This is a genomic window from Aromatoleum toluolicum (genome assembly GCF_012911005.2).
Taxonomy (GTDB): domain Bacteria; phylum Pseudomonadota; class Gammaproteobacteria; order Burkholderiales; family Rhodocyclaceae; genus Aromatoleum; species Aromatoleum toluolicum.
Genome location: NZ_WTVS01000017.1, coordinates 37,235 through 51,013, shown reverse-complemented (window position 1 = coordinate 51,013; position 13,779 = coordinate 37,235). Strand labels below are relative to the sequence as shown.

Sequence of the window (13,779 nt, the reverse complement as noted above, 5' to 3'; positions counted from 1 at the left end):
GGAGAACGCATGAACGCCACCGAAAAATTCATCGCCGCGAAGGCCCACGTCGACGAGGCGGCGATCGCGCCGCTGCCCAATTCCCGCAAGATCTACGTCGAGGGCTCGCGCCCGGACATCCGCGTGCCGATGCGCGAGATCTCGCAGGCCGACACGCCGACCGCCTTCGGCGGCGAGAAGAACCCGCCGATCTTCGTGTACGACACGTCCGGCCCCTACACCGACCCGACTGCCAAGATCGACATCCGCTCGGGCCTGCCGGCGCTACGCCAGCAGTGGATCGAGGAGCGCGGCGACACCGAAATCCTCGCCGACCTGTCGTCCGAGTTCGGCCGCCAGCGCGCCGGCGACAAGAGCCTCGACGAGCTGCGCTTCCCCGACCTGCACCGCCATCCGCGCCGCGCCAAGGCGGGGATGAACGTGTCGCAGATGCACTACGCGCGCAAGGGCATCATCACGCCCGAGATGGAATACGTCGCGATCCGCGAGAACATGAATCGCCGCGCCTACGTCGAGACGCTGCGCGGCACGGGCCCCACCGGCGAAAAGATGGCGAAGCTCCTGACCCGCCAGCATCCGGGCCAGCACTTCGGCGCATCGATTCCTGAAGAGATCACGCCCGAGTTCGTTCGCAGCGAGGTCGCTCGCGGCCGCGCGATCATCCCGAACAACATCAACCATCCGGAAAGCGAGCCGATGATCATCGGCCGCAACTTCCTCGTGAAGATCAACGCCAACATCGGCAACTCGGCGCTCGGCTCGTCGATCTCGGAAGAGGTCGACAAGATGACCTGGTCGATCCGCTGGGGCGGCGACACGGTGATGGATCTCTCCACCGGCAAGAACATCCACGAGACGCGCGAGTGGATCATCCGCAACTCGCCGGTGCCGATCGGCACGGTGCCGATCTACCAGGCGCTCGAGAAGGTGAACGGCAAGGCCGAGGACCTCACCTGGGAGATCTTCCGCGACACGCTGATCGAGCAGGCCGAACAGGGCGTCGACTACTTCACGATCCACGCGGGCGTGCTGCTGCGCTACGTGCCGATGACGGCGAATCGCATGACCGGCATCGTCTCGCGCGGCGGCTCGATCATGGCGAAGTGGTGCCTCGCGCACCACAAGGAGAGCTTCCTCTACACGCATTTCGAGGACATCTGCGAGATCATGAAGGCCTACGACGTGGCCTTCTCGCTCGGCGACGGCCTGCGTCCGGGCTCGATCTACGACGCCAACGACGACGCGCAGCTGGGTGAATTGAAAACCCTCGGCGAGCTCACCGACATCGCGTGGAAGCACGACGTGCAGACCATCATCGAAGGTCCGGGCCACGTGCCGATGCACCTCATCAAGGAGAACATGGATCTCCAGCTCGAGTACTGCAAGGAAGCGCCCTTCTACACGCTGGGACCGCTGACGACCGACATCGCCCCGGGCTACGACCACATCACCAGCGGCATCGGCGCCGCGCAGATCGGCTGGTACGGCACCGCGATGCTGTGCTACGTGACGCCAAAGGAGCACCTGGGCCTGCCGGACAAGAACGACGTCAAGGAAGGCATCATCACCTACAAGCTCGCCGCGCACGCCGCCGACCTCGCCAAGGGCCACCCCGGCGCGCAGATCCGCGACAACGCGCTCTCCAAGGCGCGCTTCGAGTTCCGCTGGGAAGACCAGTTCAACCTCGGCCTCGACCCGGACAAGGCGAAGAGCTTCCACGACGAGACCCTGCCGAAGGAGTCCGCCAAGGTCGCGCACTTCTGCTCGATGTGCGGCCCGCACTTCTGCTCGATGAAGATAACGCAGGATGTGCGCGACTTCGCCGCGAAAGAAGGGCTGAAGGAAGAGGAAGCCCTCGCCAAAGGCATGGAGGTGAAGTCGGTCGAGTTCGTGAAGGCCGGCGCCGAGGTGTACAAGAAGATCTGACGCTGCCGCGCGAAGCAGGCATCGAAGACGGGCCGCCCAGTGCGGCCCGTATTTTTTCGGGCGGGGCCGCGTGGTCGCCGGCCGCGATCCGCAACGTCAGCGTTAATGCCGCCATCACGCAATTTCGCCATCCATCGCGGTAAACCCCGAGCCCAAACCGGGCAACCTTGAGGACTGAACTGTTGCACCTTGGGAAGGGAATCGATAGAGTTTATATATAAGCATTTAATAATTTTCTGACAATTACGGAGAGAGAAATTCATGAAAGCACGTATCGTCGCGTCCAGCCTCGGGTTGCTGCTTGCGGCGACGCCCGCGCTCGCCCAGGAAGCCCCGACGCTCAGCCTGATCGACCGTCCCGCCCCCTCGCTGGACAAGCTGCCGAAGGACGCCTACGGCGACCTCGTGCGCTACGGCCACGAACTCACGACCCGCACGTTCGCCGTCATCGGACCGGAAGTGCAGGAGCGCAGCATGCGCTTCGCCGGCAACAACCTCGCCTGCACGTCCTGCCACCAGAACGAAGCCACCAAGCCCTACGCGATGCCCTGGGTCGGCGTTTCCGCGACCTTCCCGCAGTACCGCGCACGTGAAGACGCCATCAGCTCGGTCGAGGAACGCGTGAACGGCTGCATGGAGCGCAGCATGAACGGCAAGGCGCTGCCACTCGAGTCGCGCGAGATGAAGGCCTTTGCCGCTTACATCCATTACATGTCCCGCGGCGTACCGGTCGGCGCGAAGGTCGAGGGCGCCGGGGCGAAGCAGATCAAGGTGCCCGACCGCCGCGCCGACCTCGTCGCCGGCGAGGCGGTGTATGCCAGGAATTGCGCCGCCTGCCACGGCGTGGACGGCCAGGGCCAGCGCCGCGGCAAGGTCGGCGACGCCGAGGGTTATGTATTCCCGCCGCTGTGGGGCAAGGACACCTTCAACAACGGCGCCGGCATGAACCGCATGCTGACCGCGGCCGCCTTCATCAGGCACAACATGCCGCAGGGCACCACCCACGTGGCCCCGGTCCTGAGCGACGACGAAGCCTTCGACGTCGCCGGCTATGTGCTGTCGAAGTCGCGCCCGATCAAGGCCGGCCTCGAGAACGACTTCCCGGCGCGCTGGAACAAGCCCGTGGATGCCGCCTTCCCGCCCTACGTCGACGGCGCCTCGGCCGACCAGCACCGCTACGGCCCCTATCCGCCGCTGATGGATCTGGCCAGGCAGCGTGCCGCGGCCCTCAAGGCCGCCCGCGACGCCGCCGCGATGCGCTGACCGGGTCGGCCAGCAGCGTCCGCCGCGGTCGAACTTCGCCCCCATCGCCCCCTCCAACAGCTACGTTCCGCCAGCACCGTCCGCACCAGCGGCGGGCCGGCGGAACGATCGATGGAGGATCCCGCGATGCAAAGAGTGCTGACAGCCCTGCTCACGGCGCTCGTCACGGCCCTTCTCGCAACCGGCACCGGTTGTGCGACGACCGCGAAGGACGGCACGCAGTCATCGGCCCCGGCCCGCGACAGCATGCGCGGTGGCGGCGGAGGCTACTGACGTAGGCCCCGCAAGGGGCCGCCACGTCACCCGCTTCGTCCAAACGTCACGCAGTGCGACAATGGCGGATTACCCACGCGTGCCTCCGCCATGACCACCGACCAGCCCCTGCCGATCGCCGCCATCGTCTACCGCCCCACCGATCACATCGAGCCGGTGCTCCTGGAGGCGGCGCAAGCGCTGGCCGGCCTTGGCGTGCGGCTCGGCGGCATCCTGCAGCACGACATTCCGACGACCATCAATGATCCCTGCGGCATGGAACTGGAGGATCTCGCATCCGGCGAGCGCTTCGCCCTGTCGCAGGATCTGGGCAGCGGGTCGGAAGCCTGCCGGCTCGATCCGGATGCGCTCGCGCATGCCGCGGTCGCGGTGCGCGGGGCGCTCGAACGCGGCGCGGAACTCGTCTTCATCAACAAGTTCGGCGCGCAGGAAGTGAGCGGAGCGGGTCTGCGCACCGAGATGGCGATGGCGGTGACGAGCGGCGTGCCGGTCATCACGGCGGTCGGGGAGCGCTTCCTCGCCGAATGGCAGCACTTCACCGGCGGCCACTCGACGCTCCTCGAACCGAAGGTCGCCGACATCCTCGCGTGGTGGCGCGCCCTGCCCGCGCACACCTGAACGATGGAGTGCCGCCCGGCCTGCGCCGCCTGCTGCATCGCACCGTCCATCTCCAGCCCCATCCCCGGCATGGAGGGCGGCAAGCCCGCCGGTGTGCGCTGCGTCCAACTCGATGAAACCGACCGCTGCCGCCTCTTCGGCGACCCGCGTCGCCCCGCGGTTTGCGGCAGCCTCGCGCCCAGTCCGCAGATGTGCGGCGCGCAGCGCGAGGCGGCGATACGGTGGCTGGCCGACTTGGAAACGCTCACCGCGCCGGCCTGACGCTTACTTTCCGTTGCGACTGAGGGGCGATTTGTGCGGCCCTGCAACATGACGAGGGGTATCATCGCGCCTTTCGTTCATCATCGCCCCGGCGCAAGCCGCCCCGCCTCATGGATCTCGCCCAGCTGTTCGTCGCCCTGCTTCTCGGCATCATAGAAGGCCTCACCGAATTCCTGCCGGTTTCCTCGACCGGCCACCTGATCATCTTCGGCGACCTGCTCGGCTACAACGACGAGGCCAGCAAGGTGTTCAAGATCGTGATCCAGCTCGCGGCGATCCTCGCCGTGTGCTGGGATTACCGCGAGCGCCTCGTGCACGTCGCGACCGGCGTCGCCAGCGATCCTGCCGCGCAGCGCTTCGTCGGACTGCTGATCGTCGGCTTTCTGCCCGCGGCCGTGCTGGGCGTGATGTTCCATTCGAAGATCAAGGCGCTGCTCTTCAACCCGCTCACCGTCGCCACCGCGCTGATCGTCGGCGGCTTCGTGATCCTGTGGCTGGAAAAGCGCAGCTACCATCCGCGCATCAATGCCGTCGACGAGATGCGCTGGCCGGACGCGCTCAAGGTCGGCTTCGCGCAGGCGCTGGCGATGATTCCCGGCACCTCGCGCTCGGGCGCGACCATCATGGGCGGGCTGGTGTTCGGCCTGTCGCGCAAGACGGCGGCGGAGTTCTCCTTCTTCCTCGCGATCCCGACGATGTTCGCGGCGACCGCGTACGACCTGTACAAGGCGCGCGACATGCTCCACGCCGGCGACCTGCCGGTGTTCGCGGTCGGTTTCGTCGCCTCCTTCGTCGCCGCGATGTGGGCGGTGAAGACCTTCATCCGCTTCGTCTCCAACCACACCTTCATCGTCTTCGCGTGGTACCGCATCGTCTTCGGCATCATCGTGCTGGCGACGTGGAAGTTCGGCCTCGTCGCATGGAGCGAGGTCTGAGCGCCCGAAAATCCGCCGCACGTGGTTAAACTAGGGGCTTCGCCACAGCCCCTGCATACGCAATGATCATCTACCTGCATGGTTTCCGCTCGGCTCCGGCGTCGATCAAGGCGCAGGCGCTGCAGCGCCACATGGCGGCGAAGGGGCTGGGCGAGGAATTCTGGTGCGAGCTGCTGCCGCCCGAACCGGACGCCGCCATCGCGCTGGTCGAGCGCCAGATCGCGCGCTGCCGCAGCGCGCGCCCCGCCCTCGCGCCGACGCTGGTCGGCAGTTCGCTGGGCGGCTACTACGCGACGCATCTGGCCGAGAAGCACGCCCTCAAGGCCGTGCTCGTGAATCCGGCCGTCGTCGCACCGCTGTCGCTGGAAGCCTACGTCGGCGAGCAGACCAACCTGTACACGGGCGAAACCTTCGACTTCAAGGAAGCCTACATTGGCCAGCTGCGCGCGATGGACGTCGCGACGCTCGCCCGCCCGCAGGATTTCTGGCTGATGGTCGAGACCGGCGACGAGGTGCTGGACTACCGCGATGCGGTCGCGAAATACGCCGGCGCGCGCCAGACCGTGCTCGAAGGCGGCGACCACGGCTTCTCGCGCTGGACCGACTACCTCGACGAGGTGATCGCCTTCGCCGGGCTCGCGGCACGATGAGCACGCCCGCAGGCTTCGACGCCCGCCGCCTCAAGGCGCAGGAGCGCGCCGGCTTCAACCGCATCGCCGCACGCTACGCGGAAGGGGCCCACCTGCGCGCCGACCTCGCCACGGCGCTGCTCGACGCGGCCGATCTCGCACCGGGACAGACCGTGCTCGACCTCGCAAGCGGTCCCGGACTCCTCGCCCGCGACGCCGCCGCGCGCATCGCGCCGGGTGGCTGGGTGCTCGCGAGCGACATCGCCGACGGCATGCTCGCCGAAGGCGCGCGACGCACGGCCGCCGAGGGCAAGAGCGACGCCCTCGGCTTCGCCGCCGCCGACGCCGAACACCTGTGCCTGCCCGACGCGAGCTTCGACCGCGTGCTCGCCGGCCTCGCGCTCTTCATGTTCCCGCACCCGCAGCAGGCGCTCGCGGAGATGCGCCGCGTGCTGCGCCCCGGCGGACGCGTCGCACTCTCGGTGTGGGGCCCGCGCGAGGCCGTTCCGCTGATTGCGCGCGCGCAGGACTGCATCGCCCGCCAGCTCCCGCCCCCCAAGGTTGCCCGTCCCTCGGTGTTCCGCTTCGGCGACGCGGCCGCGCTGACGACCGCGCTGACCGACGCCGGCTTCGCCGACGTACGCATCGCACCCTGCCCCTTCCGCTGCCACTTTCCCGACGCGGAAAGCTACTGGCAGGCCTTTCTCGATCTCGCCGGCGGTGCGGCCGAGGCCCTCTCGCGCCTGCCCGAAGCCACCCAGGCCACCCTGCGCGCCGCAGTCGAAGCCGACCTCGCAAGCCACCGCACCGAGGACGGCGGCTACACCGTCGAGGCCCTCGCGCTGGTCGCGACCGCCCGTTCATGACGGCGGCAGCAAGCGATTCGCAGCGACGCCGCCAAGGCGTCATCGCGACGCTGATCGCGTTCACGATGTGGGGGCTGATGCCGCTCTACTTCAAGGCGGTCGGCAGCGTGTCGCCGGGCGAAATCGTCGCGCACCGCGTGCTGTGGTCGGTCGTCTTCCTCCTCGCGCTGCTCGCGTTCTGGCGCGGCTTCGACGGGCTGCGCCGCCTGGTGGCGCAGCCGCGCCTGATCGGCCTGCTCGCGCTGTCGGCCTCGCTCACCGGCAGCAACTGGCTGGTCTTCGTGTGGGCGATCTCCGCCGACCGCCTGCTCGAAGCCAGCCTCGGCTACTTCATCAATCCGCTGGTGAGCATCCTGCTCGGCCGCCTCGTGCTCGGAGAACGCATGCGTCCGCTGCAGCAGGCAGCGGTCGCGCTCGCCTGCGCCGGCGTCGCGTGGCGCGTGTGGCAGGTCGGCACGCTGCCGTGGATCGCACTCTTTCTCGCGATCACCTTCGGCGTGTACGGCCTGCTGCGCAAGCGCGCGCCGGTCGATGCGATCAACGGCCTGTTCGTCGAAACCCTGGTCACCGCGCCGCTCGCGATCGGCTGGCTGGCCTGGCTCGCCAGCCGTGGCAGCCTGCAATTCGGCCAGGACCTCGCCACCGACGCGCTGCTGCCGCTCGCCGGCGTGCTCACCGCCGTGCCGCTGATGCTGTTCGCGCTCGGCGCGCAGCGCCTGCCGCTATCCACGGTCGGCTTCGTGCAGTACCTCGCGCCCAGCATCAATTTCCTGCTCGCGGTGTTCGTCTTCCGCGAACCCTTCGACGCCGGCCAGCTCGCCGGCTTCGCGCTGATCTGGGCAGCACTCGCCGTCTATTCGGTCGACATGCTGCGGGCGAACCGCGCGGCACGGTAGTCGTCGGCCACACTCTGCGCCCGGCGGTCGAATCCTTTAAACTGTCGGGCTTGCTCAAGTATGGCGGTTCCGATGTTCGTGCTGTTCGAAGAGGATGGGGCCTTCAAGGCCGGGACCATCCTCGCTGATAACGATTCCTCGCTGCAGGTCGAGACGTCCCACGGCAAGCGCGTGAAGCTGAAAAGCAACCACGTGCTGATGCGCTTCCGCGAGCCGTCGCCGGGCGACCTGCTCAGCCGCGCCGAAGCGGGCGCCGAAGAACTGGACACTGCCTTCCTGTGGGAAGTGAGCGGCGACGACGAGTTCGCTTTCGACGAGTTCGCCGCCGAATACCACGGCCACGCGCCGAACGCCGTCGAGTCCGCGAGCATCCTGCTGCGCCTGCACTCGGCGCCGATGTACTTCCACCGCAAGGGCCGCGGCCGCTTCCGCAAGGCCCCCGCCGACATCCTGCAGGCCGCGCTCGCCGGGCTGGAGAAGAAGCGCCAGCAGGCCGAGGCGATCGAGCGCATGCGCGCCGAGCTGGTCGCAGGCCGGATGCCGGCCGAGATCGCCGGCATGCTGCCGCAACTCCTCTACCGCCCCGACCGCAACCGCGTCGAGACCAAGGCTTTCGAGGCCGCCTGCGTGGACGCCGGGCTGTCGGCCCCGCGCCTGCTGCTGCAATGCGGCGCGCTGGAGTCGAGCTACGACTTCCACTACAACCGCTTCCTGTTCGAATACTTCGCCGAAGGCACCGCCTTCCCGGCCTTCGAAGCCCCGGCCGACCCGGCCGATCTCCCGCTCGCACAGGTCGCCGCATTCTCGATCGACGACGCCACCACCACCGAGATCGACGACGCCTTCTCGGTGACGCCGCGCGAAGGCGGCGGCTGGCGCATCGGCATCCACATCGCCGCACCCGCGCTCGGCTTCGCGCGCGGCTCCTCGCTCGACGCGATCGCGCGCCGGCGCCTGTCCACGGTGTACATGCCGGGCAACAAGATCACGATGCTGCCCGACGTGGTCGTCGAGACCTTCACGCTCGCCGCCGGCCGCGACTGCCCCGCCGTGTCGCTGTACCTCGACGTCACCGCGGCGCTCGCCGTCCAGCGTCATGAGACGGTCGTCGAACGCGTGCCCATCGTCGCGAACCTGCGCCACCACGACATCGAGCCGCTCTTCAACGAGCAGGTGCTGCACGACCACTCCGGCGGCCCCGACTTCGAATGGAAGCGCGAACTCACGCTGCTGTGGGACCTCGCCAACGTGCTCGAGGCCGGCCGCGGCAAGGCCGAGGACAACCGCAACCAGGTCGACTTCAACTTCTACGTCGACTGGCAAACGCACACCGCCGACGGCCCCGGCTACGTCACGATCTCGCAGAGGAAGCGCGGCTCGCCGCTCGACAAGCTGGTGGCCGAGATGATGATTCTCGCCAACTCGACCTGGGGCAAGCTCCTCGACGAGGCCGGCATCCCGGGCCTGTACCGCGTGCAGAGCGGCGGCAAGGTGCGCATGTCCACCGCCGCCGGCCCGCACGACGGCCTCGGTGTGGACTGCTACGCGTGGTCGAGCTCGCCGCTGCGTCGCTATGTCGACATGGTCAACCAGTGGCAGATCGTCTCGGTGCTGCGCGACGAAGCGCCCGCGTTCGCACCGAAGTCCGCCGACCTGATGGCCGCGATGCGCGACTTCGACGTCACCTACGCCGCCTACGCCGACTTCCAGCGCCAGATGGAACGCTACTGGTGCCTGCGCTGGCTGCGCCAGCAGCCGGGCATCGCCGTCGACGGCAAGGTGCTGCGCGACAACCTCGTGCGCCTCGACGCGATCCCGCTGATGGTCAAGGTGCCCTCGCTGCCGGTGATGCTGCCGGGCACGCGCGTGCGCCTGACGGTCGAACACAGCGACCTGCTCGACGTCGACATCAGCGCACGCTTCGTCGAGATGCTCGCCGAGCCCGATCCCGCCGAAGCGGCCGACGCAGCACTCGAAGGCAACTGAACGCCGGACGGCATGGCTCGCAACAACGACCTTCGCACCCCGCACGCGACCGGCAGCGCGGCACGCCCGGCGACTGCCGCAGTTCGCCCCACGGGCGCCGCGGGACGTGCCGCCGGCATAGCCGCCCCCCCTCTCGCGACCCGTCGCAGCAACGACATCCTGCAGGGCGACCCGCTGCTCGCGATCGCCTTCCTCCTGTCTGTCGCGATCCACGCGCTGGCGCTGTCGATCGGCTTCACGATGGACCTCGGGCCACGGCCGCGCGAACTCGACCGCGGCCTGGAAGTGGTGCTGGTGAACGCACGCCATGCGCGCGCGCCGGAAAAGGCCGACGTGCTCGCGCAGGCCAACCTCGACGGCGGCGGCACCAGCGAAAAGAACGTGCGCCCGAAGTCGCCGCTGCCGCCCCAACCCACGCAGCGCGACGGCGACACCCTCACCGAGTCGCGCAAGCGCACCTCGGATCGCAGCGCCGCCCGCCCCGAGGTCATGACGGCACAGAAATCCGCCGCACAGACCCAGGCCGCGGTGCAGCAGCCCGATCCGGCCGCCATCGAACCGAAGCCCTCGGGCCTCGACCTCCTCGACAGCGCCGCGGCCGCCGCGCGCCTCGAGGCGGAGATCGACCGCAAGCTCGACGAGTACGCCAAGCGCCCGCGTAAAATGTTTATCGGCGCGAAGGCGAAGGAATACCGCTTCGCGCAATACCTCGAGGACTGGCGCCAGAAGATCGAGCGCGTCGGCACCCTCAACTACCCCGACGCTGCGCGCGGAAGAATTTACGGCAGCGTGCTTGTATTCGTTGCCATCAAATCTGATGGAACGCTGATCCATGCTGAAATTCAGCGATCATCGGGCGAGAAAGTACTGGATGAAGCAGCACTTCGAATTCTCAACTTGGCTGCTCCATTTGCACCTTTTTCCAATGACCTCAAGGAAAAGGCAGACATTATTGAGTTCGCCCGCACTTGGACATTTACAAACGACAGCAGCGTGACCACACGATGAACCCTAATCGCTACGCCGTCATCGGAAACCCCATCGCCCACAGCAAGTCGCCGGTGATCCATGCCGCCTTCGCCGCCCAGACCGGCCAGACGCTGACCTACGAGGCGCTGCTTGCGCCGCTCGACGGCTTCGCCGCGACGGTCGCCGGGTTCCGCGCCGCGGGCGGGCGCGGCTGCAACGTCACGGTCCCGTTCAAGCTCGAAGCCTTCGCGCTGGCCGAGCGGCGCTCGCCGCGCGCGCAGGCCGCCGGCGCGGTGAACACCCTCAAGTTCGACGCCGAAGGCATCTACGGCGACAACACCGACGGCGCGGGCCTCGTGCGCGACCTCACGCACAACCTCGACTGCCCGCTCGCCGGCCGCCGCATCCTGCTGCTCGGCGCGGGCGGCGCCGCGCGCGGCGTGATGCTGCCCCTGCTGTCCGCCGCGCCCGCCCGCCTCACGCTCGCGAACCGCACCGTGTCGCGCGCCGAAGCGCTCGTCGCCGAATTCTCGGCAGCCGCCGGCAGCACGCCGCTCACGGCCGGCAGCTTCGCCGATCTCGCCGGATCGCAGTTCGACGTCGTCATCAACGCCACCGCCGCGAGCCTTGCCGACGAGGCCCCGCCGCTGCCGCCCGGCCTGTACGCACCCGGCGCGCTGGCCTACGACATGATGTATGGCCGCGGCGACACGCCCTTCCTCGTCGCGGCCCGCGGCGACGGCGCGGCACGGCTCGCCGACGGCCTCGGCATGCTCGTCGAGCAGGCGGCAGAGAGCTTCCTGCTGTGGCGCGGCGTGCGTCCCGCGACGGCCCCGGTCCTTGCCGAGTTGCGGCGCCAGATCGAAGGCGCATGAAGACGCTCCTGCGGCGCGCGGGCTGGGTGTGCGTGGCGCTCGTCGCGCTGCTGGTGTTGTACCAGCTGTGGATCTTCCTGCTGGTGCTGTGGTGGAGCCATTTCAACCCGTCCAGCACCAGCTTCATGGACATCCGCCTCGACGAACTGCAGGAGAAGCGCCCGAAAGCAGAACTCCGCCACGAGTGGGTTCCCTACGAGCGCATTTCCGTCCATCTCAAGCGCGCCGTGATCGCCGCCGAGGACGACAGCTTCGTCGATCACGAAGGCTTCGACTGGGAGGGCATCCAGCGCGCGCTGGAGAAGAACCAGCGCAAGGGCCGTGCGGTCGCGGGCGGCTCCACGATCAGCCAGCAGCTCGCCAAGAACCTGTTCCTGTCGCCGACGCGCAGCTACTTCCGCAAGGCGCAGGAAGCGGTCATCACCGTGATGATCGAGACCGTGTGGAGCAAGCGCCGCATCCTCGAGGTGTACCTCAACGTCGTCGAGTGGGGCACCGGCATCTTCGGCTGCGAGGCGGCCGCGCGCCGCTACTACGGCGTTCCCGCCAGTCGGCTGGGCCCCGACGAGGCCGCGCGCCTCGCGGTGATGCTGCCCAATCCACGCAAGTACGAGAAGCAGTTCGGCCCGCGCCTGGCCGCCCACGCGGCACGCATCCGCGGGCGCATGGCCTACGCCCAGGTGCCCTGAACGCGGCCTCCGCAGCCACGCGCTGCGGGGCGGCTGCGGCGTTGCAACATTTTCGCCTTTCCGGGGTCGCAAGAGGACCGCGAAGTCCGTAGAATTCGCGCCTTACGACCGAACCCCCACACCCCCGGAGGCGCCGATGAGCGAGCAGGACGAACGCCACCCGGACGACGTCCAGCAGCACCTGCGTGAAGTCCAGGAGCTGCTTGCACGCCACAGGGTAGTGGAGGATCTCGTCCATCGCCAGGACATGCCCCGCCACGAGCTGGTGGAGAACCTCGTCCACAAGCAGCACGTCGCCGAACTCCAGACCAAGCTCGATTCGCTGCACCCCGCGGACATCGCCTACATCCTCGAAGCGCTGCCGCTCGAGGACCGCCTGTTCGTGTGGGACCTCGTCAAGGCCGAGCGCGACGGCGACATCCTGCTGGAAGTCTCCGACGCGGTGCGCGAGTCCCTCATCGAGACGATGGATCCGCACGAGCTCAAGGCCGCTGCGGAAACCCTCGACGCCGACGAACTCGCCGACCTCGCGCCCGACCTGCCGCCCGAGGTCATGCTGGACGTGTTCCAGTCTCTCGACAGCGAGGAACGCGAACAGCTGCGCGCGGCGATGTCCTTCCCGGAGGAATCGGTCGGCGCGCTGATGGACTTCGACATGGTGACCGTCCGCGAGGACGTCACGCTCGAGGTCGTGCTGCGCTACCTGCGCCGCTTCGACGAGCTGCCGGACCACACCGACAAGCTCTTCGTCATCGACCGCGAAGACCACCTGAAAGGCATCCTGACGCTGGAATCGCTACTCATCAACGACCCCGAGATGGTCGTCGGCGAGGTCATGCACAAGGAAAACGTCATCAGCTTCGAGCCCGAGGACGAAGCCGACGACGCCGCCCAGGCGTTCGAGCGCTACGACCTCGTGTCCGCGCCGGTGATCGACGCCGAGAAGCGCGTCATCGGCCGGCTGACCGTCGCCGACGTCGTCGATTACATCCGCGAGGAATCCGAGCACGAGATCCTCAGCCACGCCGGTCTGCGTGAAGAGGAAGACATCTTCGCCTCGGTGTGGGACTCGGTGAAGAACCGCTGGGCGTGGCTGGCGATCAACCTCGTCACCGCCTTCATCGCCTCGCGCGTGATCGGCGCCTTCGAGGGCTCGATCGAGAAACTCGTCGCGCTGGCCGCGCTGATGCCCATCGTCGCCGGCATCGGCGGCAACTCGGGGAACCAGACCGTCACGATGATCGTGCGCGCGATCGCGATGGGCCAGGTCGAACAGACCGCAATGCAGCGCCTGATGCGCAAGGAGATGGGCGTCGCCGTCGTCAACGGCCTGGTGTGGGGCGGGCTGCTGGGGCTCCTCGCCTGGGCACTCTACGGCAGCGCCTCGCTCGGCGCGGTGATGACCGCGGCGATGACGCTGAACCTGCTGCTCGCCGCCTGCGCCGGCGTGCTGATCCCGATGGTGCGGCTACGCTTCGGCGCCGACCCGGCCATGGGTGGCTCGGTGATGATCACCGCGCTCACCGACTCGGGCGGCTTCTTCATCTTCCTCGGACTCGCGACGCTGATCCTGCTGTAGCGCGCCAGCCCCTT

Annotated in this window: 14 protein-coding genes; all 14 read left to right on the top strand. The window is 68.2% G+C overall.

Annotated elements, in window-relative coordinates:
* Window positions 1–9 precede the first annotated feature (9 nt).
* The 14 genes from thiC to mgtE all read left to right on the top strand — a co-directional run bounded on the left by thiC (window position 10) and on the right by mgtE (window position 13,765).
* On the top strand, window positions 10–1,926 hold the full coding sequence (gene thiC / locus GPA27_RS09940) for a phosphomethylpyrimidine synthase ThiC (protein WP_169140019.1): 1,917 nt from the start codon (window positions 10–12) through the stop codon (window positions 1,924–1,926).
* 261 nt (window positions 1,927–2,187) lie between these two features.
* Window positions 2,188–3,189: a c-type cytochrome gene (locus GPA27_RS09935; RefSeq protein WP_169140017.1), complete on the top strand. Its 1,002-nt coding sequence runs from the start codon at window positions 2,188–2,190 to the stop codon at window positions 3,187–3,189.
* A gap of 126 nt (window positions 3,190–3,315) precedes the next feature.
* Window positions 3,316–3,462, top strand: a complete 147-nt coding sequence (locus tag GPA27_RS09930; RefSeq protein WP_169140015.1) for a hypothetical protein — start codon at window positions 3,316–3,318, stop codon at window positions 3,460–3,462.
* Between the two features lie 90 nt (window positions 3,463–3,552).
* On the top strand, window positions 3,553–4,080 hold the full coding sequence (locus GPA27_RS09925; protein ID WP_169140013.1) for a DUF2478 domain-containing protein: 528 nt from the start codon (window positions 3,553–3,555) through the stop codon (window positions 4,078–4,080).
* Between the two features lie 3 nt (window positions 4,081–4,083).
* Entirely contained in the window at window positions 4,084–4,341 is a 258-nt protein-coding gene (locus GPA27_RS09920) for a YkgJ family cysteine cluster protein (RefSeq protein WP_169140011.1), read from the top strand.
* A 110-nt stretch (window positions 4,342–4,451) separates the two neighbouring features.
* The gene (locus GPA27_RS09915) at window positions 4,452–5,276 is read left to right on the top strand and encodes an undecaprenyl-diphosphate phosphatase (protein WP_169140010.1); all 825 of its coding nucleotides are present in this window, start codon (window positions 4,452–4,454) and stop codon (window positions 5,274–5,276) included.
* A gap of 62 nt (window positions 5,277–5,338) precedes the next feature.
* Window positions 5,339–5,926: a YqiA/YcfP family alpha/beta fold hydrolase gene (locus GPA27_RS09910; RefSeq protein ID WP_169140008.1), complete on the top strand. Its 588-nt coding sequence runs from the start codon at window positions 5,339–5,341 to the stop codon at window positions 5,924–5,926.
* Window positions 5,923–6,771 carry a methyltransferase domain-containing protein gene (locus tag GPA27_RS09905; protein WP_169140006.1) on the top strand — a complete coding sequence of 283 codons (849 nt, stop codon included), beginning with the start codon at window positions 5,923–5,925 and terminating at the stop codon, window positions 6,769–6,771. Before GPA27_RS09910 ends, GPA27_RS09905 begins: the two co-directional genes overlap by 4 nt.
* A complete protein-coding gene (gene rarD, locus GPA27_RS09900; protein ID WP_169140004.1) occupies window positions 6,768–7,667 on the top strand; it encodes an EamA family transporter RarD in 900 nt (299 codons plus the stop codon). The genes GPA27_RS09905 and rarD overlap by 4 nt, the downstream gene beginning before the upstream one ends.
* A 72-nt stretch (window positions 7,668–7,739) precedes the next feature.
* Entirely contained in the window at window positions 7,740–9,653 is a 1,914-nt protein-coding gene (locus GPA27_RS09895) for a ribonuclease catalytic domain-containing protein (RefSeq protein WP_169140002.1), read from the top strand.
* A gap of 12 nt (window positions 9,654–9,665) precedes the next feature.
* Window positions 9,666–10,661, top strand: coding sequence for an energy transducer TonB (locus tag GPA27_RS09890; protein WP_169140000.1), 996 nt, complete (start codon window positions 9,666–9,668; stop codon window positions 10,659–10,661).
* On the top strand, window positions 10,658–11,497 hold the full coding sequence (gene aroE / locus GPA27_RS09885) for a shikimate dehydrogenase (protein WP_169139998.1): 840 nt from the start codon (window positions 10,658–10,660) through the stop codon (window positions 11,495–11,497). The genes GPA27_RS09890 and aroE overlap by 4 nt, the downstream gene beginning before the upstream one ends.
* Window positions 11,494–12,186 carry a monofunctional biosynthetic peptidoglycan transglycosylase gene (gene mtgA / locus GPA27_RS09880; RefSeq protein WP_169139996.1) on the top strand — a complete coding sequence of 231 codons (693 nt, stop codon included), beginning with the start codon at window positions 11,494–11,496 and terminating at the stop codon, window positions 12,184–12,186. The genes aroE and mtgA overlap by 4 nt, the downstream gene beginning before the upstream one ends.
* A 136-nt stretch (window positions 12,187–12,322) precedes the next feature.
* Window positions 12,323–13,765, top strand: a complete 1,443-nt coding sequence (gene mgtE, locus GPA27_RS09875) for a magnesium transporter (RefSeq protein ID WP_169139994.1) — start codon at window positions 12,323–12,325, stop codon at window positions 13,763–13,765.
* Window positions 13,766–13,779: the final 14 nt, after the last annotated feature.

Bases quoted from the DNA above. Each gene is read 5' to 3' on its own strand.
- thiC (WP_169140019.1), top strand. From the start codon at position 10: ATGAACGCCACCGAAAAATTCATCGCCGCGAAGGCCCACGTCGACGAG.
- GPA27_RS09935 (WP_169140017.1), top strand. From the start codon at position 2,188: ATGAAAGCACGTATCGTCGCGTCCAGCCTCGGGTTGCTGCTTGCGGCG.
- GPA27_RS09930 (WP_169140015.1), top strand. From the start codon at position 3,316: ATGCAAAGAGTGCTGACAGCCCTGCTCACGGCGCTCGTCACGGCCCTT.
- GPA27_RS09925 (WP_169140013.1), top strand. From the start codon at position 3,553: ATGACCACCGACCAGCCCCTGCCGATCGCCGCCATCGTCTACCGCCCC.
- GPA27_RS09920 (WP_169140011.1), top strand. From the start codon at position 4,084: ATGGAGTGCCGCCCGGCCTGCGCCGCCTGCTGCATCGCACCGTCCATC.
- GPA27_RS09915 (WP_169140010.1), top strand. From the start codon at position 4,452: ATGGATCTCGCCCAGCTGTTCGTCGCCCTGCTTCTCGGCATCATAGAA.
- GPA27_RS09910 (WP_169140008.1), top strand. From the start codon at position 5,339: ATGATCATCTACCTGCATGGTTTCCGCTCGGCTCCGGCGTCGATCAAG.
- GPA27_RS09905 (WP_169140006.1), top strand. From the start codon at position 5,923: ATGAGCACGCCCGCAGGCTTCGACGCCCGCCGCCTCAAGGCGCAGGAG.
- rarD (WP_169140004.1), top strand. From the start codon at position 6,768: ATGACGGCGGCAGCAAGCGATTCGCAGCGACGCCGCCAAGGCGTCATC.
- GPA27_RS09895 (WP_169140002.1), top strand. From the start codon at position 7,740: ATGTTCGTGCTGTTCGAAGAGGATGGGGCCTTCAAGGCCGGGACCATC.
- GPA27_RS09890 (WP_169140000.1), top strand. From the start codon at position 9,666: ATGGCTCGCAACAACGACCTTCGCACCCCGCACGCGACCGGCAGCGCG.
- aroE (WP_169139998.1), top strand. From the start codon at position 10,658: ATGAACCCTAATCGCTACGCCGTCATCGGAAACCCCATCGCCCACAGC.
- mtgA (WP_169139996.1), top strand. From the start codon at position 11,494: ATGAAGACGCTCCTGCGGCGCGCGGGCTGGGTGTGCGTGGCGCTCGTC.
- mgtE (WP_169139994.1), top strand. From the start codon at position 12,323: ATGAGCGAGCAGGACGAACGCCACCCGGACGACGTCCAGCAGCACCTG.